The following is a 17,779-nucleotide window of genomic DNA, read 5'->3' on the forward strand; positions in this document are numbered from 1 at the left end:
CTGCGTCTGTCGGGAGCGTGAGGGCGGCGAGGCTGAGCGATTCACGGCGATCCATGACTGATGAGTCTGTTACTGTCCCGACGGTTCCAGCGACTTCACTTAAATCTGGAGGCGACTAACATGACCGCACCGCCGCACACGCCACTGCGCCTGCGCTTCATCCTCAACACCTTCTACTCCGGCCCGCAGGCGTGGTTCTTCCTTGCAGACGACCGCGGCTACTTTCGCGACGAAGGGCTGGAGGTCGAGTTCACCGAAGGCGACACGCTGGCCAACGCCGTTCCCAAGCTGATGAGCGGCGACTACGACGCCGGCTACGGCGACATGAACGCGCTGGTCGAATGGGCGTCTGCCCGGCCGCAGGACGCGCCCGTGGCCGTCTTCGCCATGCACAACCGCTCGCCCTACACCATCGCCGTGCCGGCCGCGAGCGCCGTGCGCAATGGCAGTGACCTCGCCGGCCGCACCCTCGTGACCCACCCCAACGACGCCGCATGGCGCATGTTTCCCGAGTTCTGCGCGGCCTGCGGCATCGACCCGGCCAGCGTGAAGATCGAGGAGTCGGCGCTGCCGCACCGCGAGATCGTCCCGCTGATGCTGCAGGGCCGGTGGGAAGGCCTGTTCGGCTTCGTCAACACCATCAACGCGCAAACCATCGAGGCCGGGCTCGACCCGAAAACCATGCTGCGCCACTTCGAATGGCAGCACCACGTGCCCTCGCTCTACGGTGCAGCAGTGATGGTGACCCCTGCCCTCCGGCGAGATCACCCGCAAGCCGTGGCGGGCCTGGTGCGCGCAGTCAATCGCGGCGTGGCCGACACCGTCGCCGACATCGAAGCGGCCGTGGATGCGGTCGTTCGACGCAACCCCGCCATCGACCGCGTGGCCAACCGGGCGCGGCTGGCTGGCACGCTGGCGCTGGAGATGGCGCACGGGGAAGGCGCGACGCTGGGGATCGGCGCGGTCGACATGGCCCGGCTGGCACAGACGACCGCGCTGATGTCACGGGCCAAGCAACTGGCGCATCCGCCGGCGCCCGACGATCTTTTCGACGGCTCCTTCCTGCCACCTGTCGAGGCGCGGGTGCGCTCGCTTGCCACCAACGCCTGACGCCTGGGGGTAAGACCCGCATTGTTGCCACAGCGCCGTTCGCGTAACGTCGCCCGCGGTTCATCCACCAACCGCGACTTCCCCACAAAGGAGCACACACATGCCAGGCAAGAAGATCCTCATGTTGACCGGTGAATTCACCGAGGAGTACGAAATCTTCGTCTATCAGCAGGCCATGGAGGCGGTCGGCCACACCGTGCACGTCGTCTGCCCGGACAAGCGGGCCGGAGACAGGATCAAGACCTCGCTGCACGACTTCGAAGGCGACCAGACCTACACCGAAAAGCTGGGCCACTACTTCACCATCAACAAGTCGTTTTCTGAAGCGGAAGAGCAACCCGGCCAATACGACGCCGTGTACTGCGCCGGTGGGCGCGGCCCCGAATACATCCGCACGGACAAGCGCGTGCAGGCCATCGTGCGGCACTTCCACGAGACGAAGAAGCCGATCTTCACCATCTGCCACGGCGTGCAGATCCTGGTCGCAGTCGAGGGCGTCGTGCGCGGCAAGAAGGTCGGTGCGCTGGGCGCGTGCGAACCGGAGGTCACGCTGGCCGGCGGCACCTACGTGGACCTGTCGCCCACGGAGGCGCTGGTGGACGGCACCATGGTGTCGGCCAAAGGGTGGACGGCCCTTGCCGCGTTCATCCGCGAATGCCTGAAGGTGCTGGGCACCGAGATCCGCCACACCTGAAAACGGGACGCGTCGGCTGCACGACAATGCGCCGATGAGCAGCAACCCATCCGAAGCGTCCTCCCTGTCGCCGCAAGCCGCGTTCGAGCGCGCCAAGCAACTCTTTCTCTCCGGCCTCGAATCGCTGGCCGGAGAGCGTCTTGAAGAAGCCGAACGGTCGTTCACCGAGTCTCTGGCGCTGATGCCCGATCGCGTTTCCACGCTGGTCAATCTGGCGGCTGTGCGCGTGAGGCTTTCGCGCCCGACCGACGTGCTCGTCACCACGCAACAGTTGCTCCGCATCGAGCCGAAAAATCCTGACGCATGGTTCCACCGTGCCGAGGCACTGGCGCAGTTGGACCGGCATGACGATGCGCTCGAAGCCTTTCGCCTCGCCGGCCAGTTCAACCCGGGTGTCGCCATGCCGTGGTATCGCCACGGGCAGATCCTGCAATCGCTGGGCCGTGACAGCGAAGCGCTGACATCGTACGAACACGCCGTCACCGCCGACCCCGGCTTTGCGCCGGCGTGGACCAACAAGGGCAACATCCTGCGGGAGATGTCGCGCCTTCCGGAAGCGGCGCAGGCCTTCCGCCAAGCCATCGCAAACGGCAGCACGGATGAACTGCACGCCTACTACCTCGCGTCCGTCAGCGGCGACGCACGTGCCGCCACGGCCCCCGGCGAGTATGTGGAAAGCCTGTTCGACGCCTACGCCGACGACTTCGACCATCACGTGGTGGACGTGCTGGGCTACCGCGCGCACGAAGTGCTCGCAAGGGAGGTGGTTCGCCTTTCTGCGGGGCGGCGCTATCACAGCGCGCTGGATCTGGGTTGCGGCACCGGCCTGTGCGGCGCGCTGCTCAAGGACAGCACCGACCGCTTGATCGGTGTCGACCTCTCAAGCCAGATGCTGGCCAAGGCGCAGGCCACCGGTCGCTACGAGCAACTCGTGCATGCCGACATCGACGGCTACCTGCAGACGCTGACGACGCGTCACGACCTCGTGGTGGCGGCGGATGTTTTCATCTACGTCGGCGAGTTGATGTCGGTTTTCGAAGGCATCGGGCGAGTCGTGGAAGCGGGCGGCATGTTCGCGTTCTCCGTGGAAGTCCTTCCGCCGGAGGAGGACGAAGATTTCGCGCTGCAACCCAGCCTGCGCTTTGCGCACACCGAGCGCTATGCGCGCGCTCTCGCATCAGCCAATGGCTTCGAGGTGATCGAGACCTTGCGCGCGCCGCTGCGGCACGATCAGCGGCAGGCCATCGAGGGGCTGTTCTTCTTCCTGCGCAAGACGGGCGCCTGACCAAGGAGGCTCTAACGCCGCCGAGGCGCCGCCGCGCCACCCGTCATCAGGTGCCCCAGCGGCAACGCGACCTCCGACTTCACCTCTCGCAGCACGATGCTCGAACGCACGTGCGTCACGCCCGGCAGGCTGAACAGCACCTCGTGCAGGAAGCGCTCGTACTGCTTCATGTCCGGCACCGTCACGTTCAGGATGTAGTCCGCCGGTCCGGTGGCGGACACGCAGCGCACGATGTGCGGGCTCGCGGCCACGGCCTCTTCGAAGCGCTGCACCAGCGACTCGCTGTGCCGGTCGAGGTTGACTTCCGCCACGGCCGAGACGTGCAAGCCCACCAGTTCAGGATCCACGATGGTGGTGTAGCCGCGGATGACGCCGCTCGCCTCCATCTCCTTGATGCGCTTCCAGCACGGCGTGGGCGACAGGCCCACGGCCTCCGAAATCTGCTGCACCGTCTGCCGGCCGTCACGCTGCAGCGCAGAAAGAATCTTGAGGCAGTGCTCGTCAAGAGAAACAGAACCAACGTTCATGGCGAAATCCGGGAGGAATCTTCTTCAAACAAGGGTCTTCGCCAGTGTATTGAGAAAACACTTGCGCCGGGTGCGGCAGAACAATTTGCGCATGACTGCCCCACACCTGCCCTCCTCCGCGATCCGCCGCGCCGACTACCAGTTGGCGGACAACCTCTGGGCCACGACCGGCTCCATCTTCCTGACCGGCACGCAGGCCCTGGTCCGCGTGCTGGTGATGCAGGGCCAGCACGACGCGGCGCGTGGCCTGCACACCCAGGGATTCGTCAGCGGCTATCGCGGCTCGCCGCTGGGCATGCTCGACCTGGCCATCTGGAAGGCCGGCGAGCGCTTCAAGCAGACCGGCATCCGCTTCGTGCCCGCCGTGAACGAGGAACTCGGCGCCACGCAGGTGCTGGGCACGCAACGCGTGGAATCGGACCCGGAACGCACCGTCGAGGGCGTCTACGCCATGTGGTACGGCAAGGGGCCGGGCGTGGACCGTGCGGGCGATGCGCTCAAGCACGGCAACGCCTACGGATCGTCGCCGCATGGCGGCGTGCTGGTGGTGGCGGGCGACGATCACGGCTGCGTGTCCTCGTCGATGCCGCACCAGAGCGACCATGCCTTCATGGCGTGGCGCATGCCGATCATGCAGCCCTCGTGCGTGGCGGAATACCTGGAGTTCGGCTTGTATGGCTACGAGCTCTCGCGCTACTCGGGCGCGTGGGTGGGCATGGCGGCCCTGTCGGAAGTGGTCGAGAGCGCGGGCACCGTCGACCTGGACGCTGTCAACGCACGCATCGCGGTCTGGGAAGACGCCGACACAGTCCGCGCCGCGACCGGCCACCAAGCCCCGCCTGACGGCCTGCACTACCGCTGGCCCGACCTGCCGTCGCTGCGCATCGAATCGCGGCTGGAAGACAAGCTCGCCGCCGTGGCCGCCTTCGCGCGACGCAACAGCATCGACCGCGAGATCATCACCAGCGGTCATGCCAAGGTCGGCATCATCACCTGCGGCAAGGCGCACCACGACTTGATGGAGGTCATGCGCCGGCTCGAACTGTCGTTGGAGCAGTTGTCGCTCGCCGGCGTGCGGCTCTACAAGGTGGGGCTGAGTTTTCCCGTCGAGCAGACGCGCATCAAGAGCTTTGCGCAAGGGCTGCAGGAGATCCTCGTCATCGAGGAAAAGGGCGCCGTGGTCGAGACGCAGCTGCGCGACATCTTCTACAACGCACCGGCCGATGCGCGCCCCGTCATCGTGGGCAAGCACGACCGCCAGGGCCAGCCGCTGGTGTCGGCGCTCGGCGAGCTGCGGCCTTCACGCCTGATCGAACTGGTGGCGCATTGGCTGGCCGTGCATTTCCCCGACAACCGCGACCTGGGCGACCACCTGCAACACGTGCGCGACTTCACGCCGCCCGAGTTGCTCGCCAACGCCAGCGACTCGGTCAAGCGCCTGCCCTACTTCTGCGCCGGTTGCCCGCACAACACCAGCACCAAAGTGCCCGAAGGCTCCACCGCGCGGGCAGGCATCGGCTGCCACTTCATGGCCAACTGGATGGACCGCAGCACCGCGGGCCTGATCCAGATGGGCGGCGAAGGCGTGGACTGGATTTCGCACGCCATGTTCACGAAGACGCCGCACGTGTTCCAGAACCTGGGCGACGGCACCTACTACCACTCAGGCTATCTCGCCATCCGGCAGGCGGTGGCGGCCAAGGCCACCTTGACCTACAAGATCCTGTTCAACGACGCCGTCGCGATGACGGGCGGCCAGCCGGTGGACGGCGTCATCAGCGTCGATGCCATCGCGCGCCAGGTCGAATCGGAAGGCGTGCGCAAGGTCGTGGTGGTGAGCGATGCCATCGACAAGTACGACAGCATCAAGGGCCGCTTTCCGGCGGGCACCGGGTTCCATGACCGCTCGGAGCTTGATGAAGTGCAACGGCACTTGCGCGAACTGGCGGGCGTCACCGTGCTCATCTACGAGCAGACCTGCGCCGCGGAAAAACGCCGGCGCCGCAAGAAGGGTGAACTGGCCGATCCACCCAAGCGCCTGTTCATCAACGAGGCCGTGTGCGAAGGCTGCGGCGACTGCACCGTGCAAAGCAACTGCGTGGCCGTGCTGCCGCATGAAACCCCGATGGGCCGCAAGCGCAAGATTGACCAGACCAGCTGCAACAAGGACTATTCCTGCGCCAAGGGCTTCTGCCCGAGTTTTGTCGGCGTCACGGGCGGCAAGCTGCGGCGCAAGAGCGGTGCTTTGGCCGCGGGCCGCGATGCTTTCCGCCACCATGTGAACGCCCTGCCCCACCCCGCTGCGCACGCGTGGACGGCGCCCTATGACCTGCTGGTCACGGGCGTAGGCGGCACTGGCGTGGTAACGGTCGGCGCGGTGATCGCGATGGCGGCGCATCTCGAAGGCAAGTCCGCCAGCGTGCTCGACTTCATGGGCTTTGCGCAAAAGGGCGGCTCGGTGCTCAGCTTCGTTCGGCTGGCCGACGTGCCCGAACGCTTGCATCAGGTGCGCATCGACACGCAGCAGGCCGATGCGATCCTTGCGTGCGACGTGGTGGTCGGCGCGTCCGCCGACGCGCTGCAGACCGTGCGACATGGGCGCACGCGCGTGCTGGCCAACGTGCACGAGATTCCGGTGGCCGAGTCCCTGCGCAATCCCGATGCCGACCTGCAGGTGGACCTGTTGCTCGCCAAGATGCGCTATGTCGCCGGCGAAGAACAGGTCGAGACCTTCGACGCGCAAGACCTTGCCGAGGAATTCCTGGGCGACACGCTGGCGGCCAACATCGTCGCGACGGGCTATGCGTGGCAGCGGGGCCTGGTGCCGCTGAGTCTGGACGCGTTGATGCATGCCATCGAACTCAACGGCGTGGCGGTAGGTGCCAATCAGTCGGCGTTCTCGCTGGGACGGCTTGCGGCGGGCAACTCCGCTGCCCTCGATCAACTGCGCGCCGGGCCCGCGCCGGGCCAGACCGCGGCTGAGAGCGATACGCGGCCGCTGGAAGACTTGCTTGCCGACGCGATGCGCCATTTGACGGGTTATCAGAACGCGGCATGGGCTGCTCGGTTCGACCAACGCATCCGCGCCCTGCAAGCACGCGAGCAGGCGCTGCAAGGCGGCGATGCAAGCCTGCCCTTCACACGCAACGCCGCGCGCAGCCTGCTCAAGCTCATGAGCTACAAGGACGAGTACGAAGTCGCGCGGCTCTACACCGACGGGACATTCATTGAGAAGCTGGCGGAACAGTTCGAAGGCGATCTGAAGCTCGAATTCCACATGGCACCGCCCCTGCTTTCGCGCCCGAAGAATGGCCAGCCACCGGTCAAGCTTCGCCTCGGCGCCTGGATGCTGCCGGCGATGAAGTGGCTGGCTTGGGGCAAGCGCCTGCGCGGCACGGCGATGGATTTGTTCGGTCACACGGAGGAGCGCCGCCTGGAGCGTTCGCTGATCGACAAGTTCGAGGCGCGGCTCGACGAATTGCAGGCGGGGCTTTCAGCCACCAACCAGAAGCTTGCGGCGCAGATCGCGGCGGTGCCCCTGAGCATTCGCGGCTACGGGCATGTGAAGCTGGCGAACCTCGCCTTGGCCAACGGGCGCGAGGCGGAACTGATGCACCGCTTTGCGCCGCAGCGCTATCCGAGGCCGGAGCTCCAGGCGAAGGCGGGGCAGATCCGGGGGATAGCAGTAGTTGCGCGATAGGCGCCGCGACGTGCATCCGTCAAAGGCGGATGCGTCAGCGAACCGCGCGCAAGGCGCCGTAGGGGTTCAGCGCCGTCCCCTTCCACCATTGCTTTTCCGGCCCGAGCAGGAACACGGCGAAGTGCAGGTGCGGCGCATCGGGCGCCGCGTTGCCGGTGGTTCCGACGAATCCGATCAGGTCTCCACGCCGAAGCTGCATGCCTTCGCGCAGGCCGTCGGCATAGCGGTCCAGGTGTGCGTAGTAGTAGGCCAGTTGGCTCGCCGGGTCGAACTGGTAGACGGTGAGTCCGCCCGGCTTGCTGTCGAAGAGCTTGACCAGCTTGCCGTCGTCCACGGCGCGCACCGGCGTGCCGCGCGGCGCCATGATGTCGAGGGCTTCGTGGCGGTGGCCGGGGCGGCCGTCGTCGAAGGTGTCGCGCACGGTTTCAGGCCGTATGCCTTCAACCGGAAATTGCAAGGTGCGGGCAGCGAGCAGCGCCAACCCGGCGCTCCCGACTTCGGCGTTCTGTGCCATCGCCCAAGTAGGCACAACAAGCCAAACGACAGCCATCACCGCCAGTCGTCGTCGCCACATGCACATCAGCCGCCCTTCAGGCCTTCACCTCGACCGCGAAGCCCGCCTTCGCCAACTGCGACAACCGCGCCGCATCCCAGTTGGTCAGGTGGATGCAGCCATTGGTTTCCTCATGTCCCACGCGATCGGGCGCCGGTGTGCCGTGAATGCCCCAATGCGGCTTGGACAGCCCCATCCACACGTTGCCGATCGGGTTGTTGGGCCCGGCCGCGACCTCCACCTTCACCGCATCCGCCGGCGCCTTCTTGAGGATCGACGGGTTGTAGGTGAAGGTCGGGTCCTTCACCTCGTTGATGATCTTCATCTTGCCCAGCGGCAGCGGGTCGAGCGGCCCGCCGATGCTGATCGGAAAGCCCGCAAGCGGCTTGCCCGTGCCGTCGAGCACGAATAGCATGTGTTCGCTTTTGTCGATCTCGATCGACTTGGCGGCCTTGACCACGCTGGCATCGGCTGCGCCCGTGACGTTGACGACAACGATCTCGTCGCCGGCCTGGAATTTCGCGCCGCGGTTCAGGTCCGCCAGGGCCTTGGGCGACATGTGGTGCTTTTCCGAGATGGCTTCGCGCAGGTTCTCGTAGCCCATCGACTTGAGCTTGGCGCGGTCGGCCATCTCCTTGGGGGTCGGGGCGTAGGGGCCGGCCACGTCCTTCTCGGTGATGGCGTAGGTGGCAAACAGGGGCGCGGTGTCGGCCTTCAGCGCGGCCCACGTCGCGGCGTCGACCTTGCCGGTCTCCGCGAGGCCGTACGACTTCTGGTAGGCCGCCACCACGCGGCGCATGTTGGCGCCGAAACCGCCGTCGATCTCGCCCGGCGAGAACCATGCGCGGTCGAGCAGTATCTGCGCGCGCATCACGGCGGCGCCACGCGAGCCTTGTGCGAGCACCGGCGTCTCGCTGGCTGCGTTGAGCTTGTCGAGTGCGGCGGGGCCGGACGCATCGGCGACAGCCTTCGAGGCGGTTCTTGTTGCGGCATTCGCCAACAACGGCGTGGCGCTAAGCGTGGCTGCGGCAATGCAGGCCGCCGCGGTGTGGAGAAAGGTTCGGCGTGCGGACGTCATGGTGGAGTGGACAACGGAGTGAAGACACCCGCACCTTAGGGTTCGCGGGCGATCAACACCTGTAGTCACAAGCTGACACAAGACATCGGCCCCTGTCGCATCCGTCCGGTTCCAGCGAACCGGCGGCGGCGCAGGTCATGCGCTCACTTCGGCAACCAGAACAAGGTGCCGGCTTTCATGTCGGGAACGAGAATGAACTTGCCGTCCCGCGACAAGCTGATGTCGGCTGCGGACTTGAACGACTGGGCGTAGGCCTCGGGCTTCGCGCCCTGCTTCTTCAGGTCGAGTTTCCAGACGCGACCATTTTTCCAGTCGGACACGTACAAGACGCCGGCTGCGTCGCGGGCCAGCCCATCGCCTCCACCGAACCCGTCGGCGACCTTTTCAACCGAGCCTTTGCCCAGGTCCAGCCGCAGCAATTCGCCGCTGGCGAAGTCGACCACGAGCATGGTTCCAGCACGCTCGAAAAGAAGTCCGTTGGGGCTCTTGATGCTGGCGTTCTGCGCCTCCGAGATGACCAGGGACACCTTGCCGGCCGGCGTGATCATGAAAATGGCGCCCTTTCCGCCCTTTTCGAGGTCACCGCTGTCCGAGACGTAGAGATTGCCTTTGCCGTCGACCACCAGATCGTTCAGGAACATCGGCGGCTGGGGGAAATCCTCCGCCTTGGCAAAGACAGTCGCGTTGCCCTGCTTGTCAATTTTCCAGACGCGCACCTTGTCGGCCGCATACACGGTGTTCTTGAACGCAGCCAACCCCTTTGGATCATCCATGCCCTTCGCAAACGGCTCGACAGTGCCCGACTTGCCGATGACACTGACCTTGCCGTCGCCGTCCTTCCCGAACTCACCGATCTCGGAAACGTACAGCCGGCCATCGGAACCGACGAGCACCGACTCCGGGGTGGCCAGGCCTTTCACGGCCCGCATCTCGTCGGCGCATGCCGGCAGGGCCACGCCGAGCAACGCAGTCGCGGCGGCCAACGCGCGTACCGACACATGACCCACTGGCATGAAGTTTCGGGAAATCATGGCGCACCTCGTGGAAGTTGCAAGGTGCGAGAGCTTACGCCGATATGTCGGTCAAGGCATAGCGCATCAGGTGGATCTGAAGAAAGGCACCATCTGCTCGTCGATGGACTGCAGCGAAACGAAAGCCTGAAGTCATGCTCGACCCATCGCTGACTTCGATCAACAAACGAAAATCCCCCATGACCAGAGTAACGTCCTGCGGCATCGTCATATTGAACACCGGGCAACAGGTCCTGGTCTGTCATGCGACCGGCACCGGTCGGTGGGATCTGCCCAAGGGCATGCAGGAGGCCGGAGAAAGCGCGCGGGCTACCGCGGTGCGCGAAGCGTGGGAAGAGACCTCGCTGGACCTCGATTCCCACGAGCTGGCAGAACTCGGCCTTTTCGACTACCTGCCGCAAAAGCGCCTGCATCTTTTCGGCTTGAAGGTTGGCGCAGGCGCGATTGACATCGACGCCTGCCGTTGCCATTCCACGTTTCCCGACCGCATCACCGGCCAGGAGGTGCCAGAGGTCGATGGCTATGCATGGAAACCGGTGATGCGCCTGGAAGAATGGTGCGGCAAGAACCTGACGCGGGTCTTCAAGAGCATCGACTGGGCGCGGTTCCAGGGGCTGCCTGAAGTGAAGACGGTGGCGGTGAAGCCCTGATGGCGCCGCGAGCCTCCGGGCGTCAGGCAGGCGCGCCAAGCCAGCGCCGCTGACGCCACCTGCGCCATCACCACGCCGGCCGACGTCCCCCGTTCAAGCGAACAGCTTCCCGTTGAGGGCGCCCCACACGGTTCTCACCGCAAGAACCCCCATCGCCACGCTCAACACACCCAGGAGCGCCATCGCGAGCCACCAAAGCGGCGCGCTCGAACGGAACTGCGCGTACTTCAGCGCCGCATTCACAAGCGCCGCCATCGGGAAGCCGATGGCCCACCACGCGGTCGAGAACTTGACACTCCGGCGCAACACCTTGGGCACGACCACCGCGAACATGAACAGCGCAAAGTAGAACAGCAGCGCCGCAAAGCGATCCACGCCGACGATGTTGCTGTAGGCAAGAAAGCCCACGGCAAAGGGCGCCACCAGGATCATCAGGGACGGCGTCATGGCGCCCGCCATCGGATCTCGGTGCACAAGACGGCTGACGATCATCGAAAAGAGCACCAGCGCCAGCACCGAACCCACAGCGCCGGCCATGAGGTTGAGTTCCGGCGCCCAAGCCATGGGCATGTGGCCTCCAGTCACGGGGATGTCGAGCGTCGCCACGCCCGGAATCAGCCAGGCCGGAACGGCGTGCGACGCTTCCACCTGTCCCTTGAGCAAGCGGGAGACGACGACGAAGCTGAGCGCAAAGGTCGCTACCACGCCCATGATCCAGATCGCCCGCGCAGCCGGTTCGCTGTAAGGCTCGGCGACGGCAGACAACAAGAGAATCGAGATCGCGATGGTCCCGAAGAAATTGCCGGCCACGGGGTGATGAAACTCCGCATGCACAGCCTGCGGATGCAAGGCGAGTTTCGCCAGATAGCCCAGCGAGATCACCACGAAAGCGCCCAACGCGAGTGCACCGATGGCTTCGCCGACAAGGACCGGCGCGCCGAGGCTGTCATGCGCCAATCGCCAGGCCAGCGCAAGACCCGAGAGCCCCATGACCGAAGCGAAGAGATTGACTGGCAGCTTGCGCAGCGCGCTTTCACCGGAAGTGTTTTCGAAAACCGCGCCGGGCGGGTTCAACATCTGGCCTTGCATGGCGGAATCCTTTGGCAGTTTTTGCAGGTCATGGTATTTTCTGCCAGACGCCCGCCACCCACGGCACCCACCGCACGACGTTTTCTGCCAATCATTGAGCCTTGTCAGCCATGCGCATTGCCATCCTTGCCTTCCCCCGATTCCAGCTGCTCGATGTCGCCGGTCCGGCAGACGTTTTCGCCGAGGCGTCGCGTCAGCTTGGCAAGCCCCGCGCCTATCAGGTGCAGGTGATCGCCGCCGAAGAAGGCATGCTCCGAAGCAGCAACGGGCTGCGGCTCGCTGTCGATGCGACGGTGGCGACGCATCGCGGTCGCATCGACACGCTGCTCGTCGCCGGCAGCCCCAACATCGAGGACATGGCAACCGATGCGCTGGTGCAGGACTGGCTGCGGCGCCAGAGTCGCGTCGTGCGACGCTATGGCTCGGTGTGCACCGGCGCGTTCGTGCTCGCGGCCGCCGGACTGCTCGACGGCAAGCGTGTGGCGACCCACTGGAATTCCACGGCGCGCCTTGCCGCTGAATACCCGCAAGCGTGCGTCGAAGCGGACGCCATCCACGTCAAGGACGGCAAGCTCTTCACCTCCGCCGGCGTCACGGCGGGCATGGACCTCGCGCTCGCGTTGGTGGAAGAAGATCACGGCCGCGACATCGCGCTGCGCGTGGCGCGCGAACTGGTGATGTTCCTCAAGCGTCCCGGCGGCCAGAGCCAGTTCAGTGCGCATTTGGCGGCGCAAACAGCAGAGCGTTCCGGTATGCGCGACGTACAGGACCATGTTCTTGCCAATCTGAAGGACGACCTGTCCGTTCCCGCCCTGGCGTCCCGTGCCGGCATGAGCGAACGCAGCTTCGCGCGGATCTTCCGCAGCGAGACGGGCACGACGCCCGCCGGGTTTGTCGAGAACGCAAGGATCGACGCTGCCCGCCGCCTGGCCGAGGAGTCGGACCTGCCGGCCAAGCGACTGGCTGATGCGGTGGGCTACGCGAATGTCGACGGGTTCCGGCGCGCCTTTGGCCGCCGTCTGGGTGTGAGCCTGGTGGAATACCGCAAGCGCTTTTCGAAGTGACGGGGACGTGCTCGCACGTTCAGGCTCACATCCCCGACAGCACATCTCCATGCTTCTGCCAGGTCTTGCCGTCAAAGCGAACGGGTTGCATCGACTTGATCGGCGCGAAGTCGCTCGGGCTGGTATCCACTGAAATGCCGGGGATCGAGAGCGGACCCTTCAGGTCCTTCATGCTCGCCGCCTGGCGCATCACGTTCTCGCGCGTCAGGTTGTCGCCGCACTGCCTGAGGATGTAGGCCAGCGTCCAGGCGGCGCTGTAGCCGTAGGTGTTGAAGCTGCTGGCGAGATCGCCTTCGGGGTAGTGCTTCTTCATGAAGGCGCGCCATTCGATCATGCCTGGGTCGTTGTCCCACAACGGGTCGCTCGGATCCTTGCCATAGGTGGCCGAGAGGATGCCCACCGACTTGTCCAGGCCCGCCGGCGCCAGCACCTGCCCGACGCTGCTGGACACGCTGTTGAGGTAGTGCACCGGCTTCCAGCCGAGGTCGGAGACCTTGCGGATGGCCTGTGCCGCGAACTTGGGGCCCCCGAGGTTGATGAAGACGTCGGCGCCGGACGCCTGCAACTGCACCATCTGCGTGTCGACGTTGGGGTCCGACAGTTCGTAGCTCGCCTCGCTCACGATCATGGCAGCCGCCTTCGCGCCCAGGCCGTCCTTCAACCCCTTCAGGTAGTCCTTACCGTAGTCATCGTTCTGGTAGAGCACCGCGATCTTCGCGTTGGGGCGCGTCTGCAGGATCTGCCTGGCATAGATGCGCGCCTCGGTCTGGTAGTTGGGCTGGTAGCCCATGGTCCACGGATGGCCCTTGGGGTCGTTCCACAGCGTCGCGCCGCTGGCCAGCAGGATCTGCGGCACCTTGCGCGAGTTCAGGTAGGCATGCACGGCCGTGCTGGTCTGCGTGCCGAGCGAGCCGAACATCAGCAAGACCTCGTCCTGCTCGACGAGGCGGCGCGTGGCCTCCACGGTCTTGGGCGGGCTGTACCCATCATCGACGCTGGCGAAAACGATCTTGCGGCCGTTGATGCCGCCCTGCTCGTTGAGCATCTTGAAGTACGCCGTCTCCACCTTGCCGATGGTGCCGTAGGCCGACGCCGGTCCGCTGTAGGGCATGGTCTGGCCGATGCGGATCTCGGTGTCCGATGCCCCCGGGTCGTACTTCTTCTGTGCCGATGCGAGCAAGGGGAAGGCGGCCAGCGCCGCAATGGCTGCAGCGGCGGCAAACAAGCGGCGGCTTGGCATGGCAGTCCTTCCGATGAAAGGGCCAGCATGCGGTTGGCGCACTCCAAGGTGGCGTCGGCGGCGCGCGCCGACCCGTGCGCGTCGCGGCGCGATTCTGCTCGCTTCCCGTGGGAAAAACATCCACCATCGGTGGGGTGTATCGCCGCTGGGACATCAGCGCGCATCGCGGTCGCGCTTGCAGCGCGCTTTGCACCGGACTGGCGCTATGCCACCGCCACGATCACATGCGCCTGGATCTTGCCGGCCACCGCGCCTTCGCCATGGCGCCCGGCGATCGCCTCCGTCGCGCGGTCCGTCGCGAGTTGAAGCAAGCTGGCGTCACGCGCCTCGATTTCGTTGCGCAGCGGCGTTCCCTGGCAATAGGCGGTGGCGGCGTCGCGGGCCGAGGGCGCGCGACTCAGCTTCTCATGCGTCTCGATCCCGATATCGGCGAAGCCTGCGCGACTCAATTCCTCGCGGATCAATGCAATGTCGTGATAGCCGTGCGGCGTGCGGGCGAGGAATCGCGGAGGGTCTTGCGGAAACACCGCAGCGACGGCGTTGGTGACGTCGTCGGCAAAGGCGTTCTCCTCGATGCGGTCCCACACACTGAAGACGAAGCGCCCACCGGGCCTCAGCACGCGACGCGCCTCGGCATGGCCGGCGACGCGGTCGGGGAAGAACATCGCGCCGAACTGGCAGCAAACGATGTCGAACGAGGCATCTTCGAATGGCAGCTCCAGCGCGTCCGCCTGCCGCCATTCGATGCGGCTATCGAAGCCCTGCCGGGCCGCGGCAAAGTCGAGCATGGGCTGGTTGAGGTCGGTCACCACGTAGCGCGCGCCGGCGCCAAGCAGTGGGGCAAGCGCCCGCGTGACCACGCCGCTGCCGGCCGCCGTTTCAAGCACCGCCGAGGGCGAGAAGCCCGCGACAAGCTTCGCCATGTCGGCGGCATAGTCCGCGAAGATCAGGGGGACCATCAGCGTGTCGTAGAACTTCGGGATCGAGCCTGCGAACACCTTGTCGCTTTCAGCCATAAATCCCCCTTGGAAGTCTGAACGGCGCCTTTGCTTTGACCAGAGAGGGACGGGCCTCTGCCGGAAGTCCGCCGCCTGGCGGGCATCGGCGACAACGCGACATGGTGGCCGTGCACGCCGGCTTCGTCAACGTCACAAGGTGCGATGGGCGACACCGCAGCCGAGTCCCGTACCTTGATCTTTCACTGGCCCGCCATGTTGCCGGGACCGCCTTGGCGTTCGCAGGGAGCCTGCCGGGGCGCAATTGATTACAGTGGTCAACATGATTTCGGCCGCCGCCTCCCAGACCCGCCTCCGGGCGCTTGCCTTCGCGCTTTCGGCGCTGACACTTGCCGGATGCGGTGGCGGCGGTGGCGGCGGTGGCGGCGGTGGCGGCGGTGGTGGAGATGGCAATGCCGGCGCACCCGCATCGCCCGCCGTCAATGCAAGCGCATCGCCTTCGACGCCCGAACTGCCCGCGGATGCCTCGCTCGTGACCTCCGTTCCGCCCGTGACCTACGCGGCCACGTCCGAGGAGTACAAGGCCTTCACTCGACTCAACAACGAGCGCCAACGCTGCGGCTTCGGCCTGCTCGCGCAGAACGCCCTGCTGGACGTGGCCGTGCGCGGCCATGCCAACTACCTCTTGCTGAACTTCGCCACGGGTCACTTCCAGGACCCCACTAAGCCCGCGTTCACCGGAAACAGCCCCGCAGACCGCGCCCGTGCGGCCGGCTATGCGTTCTCAGTCATCCAGGACGACCTGAGCGAGATCGATGGCTCCAGCGCCATCGCAGGCTACGGGGAGGCAGCGATCCGCGGGCTCCTGAGCGCGCCCTTCCATGCGCTGAGCCTGCTCTCTTCGTCGCGCGACCTGGGCATCTCGGTCATGAATTCGGACATGACCAACACCACCGCGAAATTCGGTCCGCGCGTGCTTGCGTCGCTCGCGCTGGGCATCTCGCAAGGCGCGACAGCGCAGTTGCCGGGCCGGGCACAGCTGCAGACCTTTCCGTGCGAAGGCACCACCGGAACGGCCTACCAGTTGACCAACGAGTCGCCCAACCCGATCCCGGGCCGCGACCTGCGCGTCCAGCCCATCGGGCAGCCCATCATGGTGGTGGTGCGAACAGGCCAGCAACTGCGCATCACGTCCGCTTCCCTGGTGAACAAGTCGAATGGTTCGCCCGTGGCCCTGCGCCCGGTGCTCGATTCCCGCAACGACTCGACCGGAAGCATCACGGACATGAACGCGGCGGTCGTCATGCCGGACGTGCCGCTGCAGCCCGGCACCGAGTACACGGTTACGCTGAACGGCACCAACACGACCACCACCAACGTGAATGGCGTGAGGACAAGCACAGGCACCAATCCGGCCATCACCACCAATGCCTCCGGCGCATTCACGAAGAGCTTTACGTTCAGGACCGGCACCTGAGCGAAGCGGTCACGCGAGCCGCGGTTTGCCCGCGCCAATCAGCGCCTCGATCGACGCCGTGCCCAACGCGACCGCGTCGTACTGCGCGAACTCCCGGGACAGCCGCTTCGCATGCTCGCGATATGAAGCTTCCGCGATGACTTTTCGAACTGCGCTTCGCACCGCGTCCGGCGTCGGCGTCGACGTTCGAAGATTGACGCCCGCGCCGCTCCAGGCCACGCGGGCAGCGACTTCGGGCTTGTCCTCCGTCGTGCCGGCGACGACGAGGGGCACACCATGCGAGAGTGCAAGCTGCACACCGCCGTATCCGCCGTTGGTCACCATCACCGACGTTCGCGGCAGCAAGTCCGCGTAGGGCAGCAAGGACGCAACGCGCACGTTGTCGGGCACGCGCGCCAAGCCGAGTTCCTGCGGCTGGCGTCCGCCGGTGGCCAGGACGACGAGCACGTTTTCATCTGCAAGTCCTTCGATGGCCGGTGCGAAGAGATCGGGCCTTGCGTTGGCGATCGTGCCTTGCGACACATGCACCACGGGCCGCGAGCCGTCGAGTTCGTCGAACCAGGCGGGACGCTCCACGCCGCTTGGCGGGTCCACCGGGAGAATGCCGATGAAGTCGATGTTGCCCGGCATGTCCGATCGCGGGTACTCGAAGCCGGGAACCGTCGGCAGGAGGAATCGCGAAATGTGCCGCGGCGCGTCGAACAGGAAGCCTGCGGGCTCCAGATCCACGAGCGCACGGGTGCGTTGCCAATGCCGCTGCACGCCGCGAAAGATGACATGCTCGACGAGCCAGTTGAGCAGCGCATTGCGCACGCGGCCCGCGGCCGTCGGCACCGGCGGCAGGCCGAGGCCGAAGGGTGCCGTGTCCCGGCTGCGAAGCACGCAGGGCAGCACACTCAAGGTCGCGAGCGGAATGTCCAGGCGTTCATGCGCGATCCCCGCACCGAACATCGTCGGGTCCGCAACCAGCACTTCGGGATGCCACTCGCGCACGATGGCGGAGATGTCGGCGTATTGCCCGGGCGCGGCGTCGATGAAGATTCGCGTCAGGTCGAAGCGCAGTTGATCGAGACCTTTCAGTTCAGAGCGCCCCGGAAATTCCTTCTCGAGTTGAAGATCGTCGTAGTCGCGTGCGACCGCGTAACCCGTGAAGTGCGCGCCGGTCGCCTCGATTCGGGCGGCATGTTTGCGGCCGCTGTACCAGCGCACTTCATGGCCACGCGCAACCATCGAGCGTGCCAGCGGAATCAGCGGGTTGATGTGCCCGATGACCGGTACGGTGGCGAAGAGCATCCGGGCCATGGCTGAACACCTCCTTCAGAAAA

General features: G+C 65.7%; 15 protein-coding genes. 7 read left to right on the forward strand and 8 right to left on the reverse strand.

Annotated features, from left to right (window positions below; translation table 11 throughout):
* Positions 1 to 120: 120 nt before the first annotated feature.
* The 3 genes from QTI66_RS04090 to QTI66_RS04100 all read left to right on the forward strand — a co-directional run bounded on the left by QTI66_RS04090 (position 121) and on the right by QTI66_RS04100 (position 3,089).
* Positions 121 to 1,110, forward strand: a complete 990-nt coding sequence (locus tag QTI66_RS04090) for an ABC transporter substrate-binding protein (RefSeq protein WP_286557646.1) — start codon at positions 121 to 123, stop codon at positions 1,108 to 1,110.
* 100 nt (positions 1,111 to 1,210) lie between these two features.
* Entirely contained in the window at positions 1,211 to 1,804 is a 594-nt protein-coding gene (locus QTI66_RS04095) for a DJ-1/PfpI family protein (protein WP_286557647.1), read from the forward strand.
* 34 nt (positions 1,805 to 1,838) lie between these two features.
* On the forward strand, positions 1,839 to 3,089 hold the full coding sequence (locus QTI66_RS04100; RefSeq protein ID WP_286557648.1) for a tetratricopeptide repeat protein: 1,251 nt from the start codon (positions 1,839 to 1,841) through the stop codon (positions 3,087 to 3,089).
* An 11-nt stretch (positions 3,090 to 3,100) separates the two neighbouring features.
* Here the strand turns inward: QTI66_RS04100 and QTI66_RS04105 are convergent, their stop codons facing one another.
* Entirely contained in the window at positions 3,101 to 3,616 is a 516-nt protein-coding gene (locus QTI66_RS04105; protein WP_286557649.1) for an Lrp/AsnC family transcriptional regulator, read from the reverse strand.
* A gap of 91 nt (positions 3,617 to 3,707) precedes the next feature.
* On the opposite strand from QTI66_RS04105, the gene QTI66_RS04110 reads away from it, so the two are divergent.
* Positions 3,708 to 7,316: an indolepyruvate ferredoxin oxidoreductase family protein gene (locus QTI66_RS04110; protein WP_286557650.1), complete on the forward strand. Its 3,609-nt coding sequence runs from the start codon at positions 3,708 to 3,710 to the stop codon at positions 7,314 to 7,316.
* Positions 7,317 to 7,350: 34 nt separating this feature from the next.
* On the opposite strand, the gene QTI66_RS04115 is transcribed toward QTI66_RS04110, so the two are convergent.
* The 3 genes from QTI66_RS04115 to QTI66_RS04125 form a co-directional block, all read right to left on the reverse strand.
* Positions 7,351 to 7,866, reverse strand: a complete 516-nt coding sequence (locus QTI66_RS04115) for a M23 family metallopeptidase (RefSeq protein WP_286557651.1) — start codon at positions 7,864 to 7,866, stop codon at positions 7,351 to 7,353.
* A 40-nt stretch (positions 7,867 to 7,906) separates the two neighbouring features.
* Entirely contained in the window at positions 7,907 to 8,947 is a 1,041-nt protein-coding gene (locus QTI66_RS04120; RefSeq protein ID WP_286557653.1) for a L,D-transpeptidase family protein, read from the reverse strand.
* Between the two features lie 143 nt (positions 8,948 to 9,090).
* Positions 9,091 to 9,978, reverse strand: a complete 888-nt coding sequence (locus QTI66_RS04125; RefSeq protein WP_286557654.1) for an SMP-30/gluconolactonase/LRE family protein — start codon at positions 9,976 to 9,978, stop codon at positions 9,091 to 9,093.
* 179 nt (positions 9,979 to 10,157) lie between these two features.
* Between QTI66_RS04125 and QTI66_RS04130 the strand changes: the two genes are divergently transcribed.
* Positions 10,158 to 10,628: an NUDIX hydrolase gene (locus tag QTI66_RS04130; protein WP_286557655.1), complete on the forward strand. Its 471-nt coding sequence runs from the start codon at positions 10,158 to 10,160 to the stop codon at positions 10,626 to 10,628.
* Positions 10,629 to 10,721: 93 nt separating this feature from the next.
* Here the strand turns inward: QTI66_RS04130 and QTI66_RS04135 are convergent, their stop codons facing one another.
* Positions 10,722 to 11,717: an SLAC1 anion channel family protein gene (locus tag QTI66_RS04135; RefSeq protein WP_286557656.1), complete on the reverse strand. Its 996-nt coding sequence runs from the start codon at positions 11,715 to 11,717 to the stop codon at positions 10,722 to 10,724.
* A 110-nt stretch (positions 11,718 to 11,827) separates the two neighbouring features.
* Here QTI66_RS04135 and QTI66_RS04140 point away from each other — a divergent pair, with 110 nt between their 5' ends.
* The gene (locus QTI66_RS04140; protein WP_286557657.1) at positions 11,828 to 12,781 is read left to right on the forward strand and encodes a GlxA family transcriptional regulator; all 954 of its coding nucleotides are present in this window, start codon (positions 11,828 to 11,830) and stop codon (positions 12,779 to 12,781) included.
* Positions 12,782 to 12,806: 25 nt separating this feature from the next.
* On the opposite strand, the gene QTI66_RS04145 is transcribed toward QTI66_RS04140, so the two are convergent.
* Positions 12,807 to 14,021 carry an ABC transporter substrate-binding protein gene (locus QTI66_RS04145; protein WP_286557658.1) on the reverse strand — a complete coding sequence of 405 codons (1,215 nt, stop codon included), beginning with the start codon at positions 14,019 to 14,021 and terminating at the stop codon, positions 12,807 to 12,809.
* Between the two features lie 203 nt (positions 14,022 to 14,224).
* Entirely contained in the window at positions 14,225 to 15,037 is an 813-nt protein-coding gene (locus QTI66_RS04150; RefSeq protein ID WP_286557660.1) for a class I SAM-dependent methyltransferase, read from the reverse strand.
* Between the two features lie 262 nt (positions 15,038 to 15,299).
* On the opposite strand from QTI66_RS04150, the gene QTI66_RS04155 reads away from it, so the two are divergent.
* Positions 15,300 to 16,454, forward strand: coding sequence for a CAP domain-containing protein (locus QTI66_RS04155; RefSeq protein WP_286557661.1), 1,155 nt, complete (start codon positions 15,300 to 15,302; stop codon positions 16,452 to 16,454).
* A gap of 9 nt (positions 16,455 to 16,463) precedes the next feature.
* Here the strand turns inward: QTI66_RS04155 and QTI66_RS04160 are convergent, their stop codons facing one another.
* On the reverse strand, positions 16,464 to 17,756 hold the full coding sequence (locus tag QTI66_RS04160; RefSeq protein WP_286557662.1) for a glycosyltransferase: 1,293 nt from the start codon (positions 17,754 to 17,756) through the stop codon (positions 16,464 to 16,466).
* Positions 17,757 to 17,779: the final 23 nt, after the last annotated feature.

Origin of the sequence: Variovorax brevis, from assembly GCF_030317105.1 — a bacterium.
GTDB lineage: Bacteria > Pseudomonadota > Gammaproteobacteria > Burkholderiales > Burkholderiaceae_C > Variovorax > Variovorax brevis.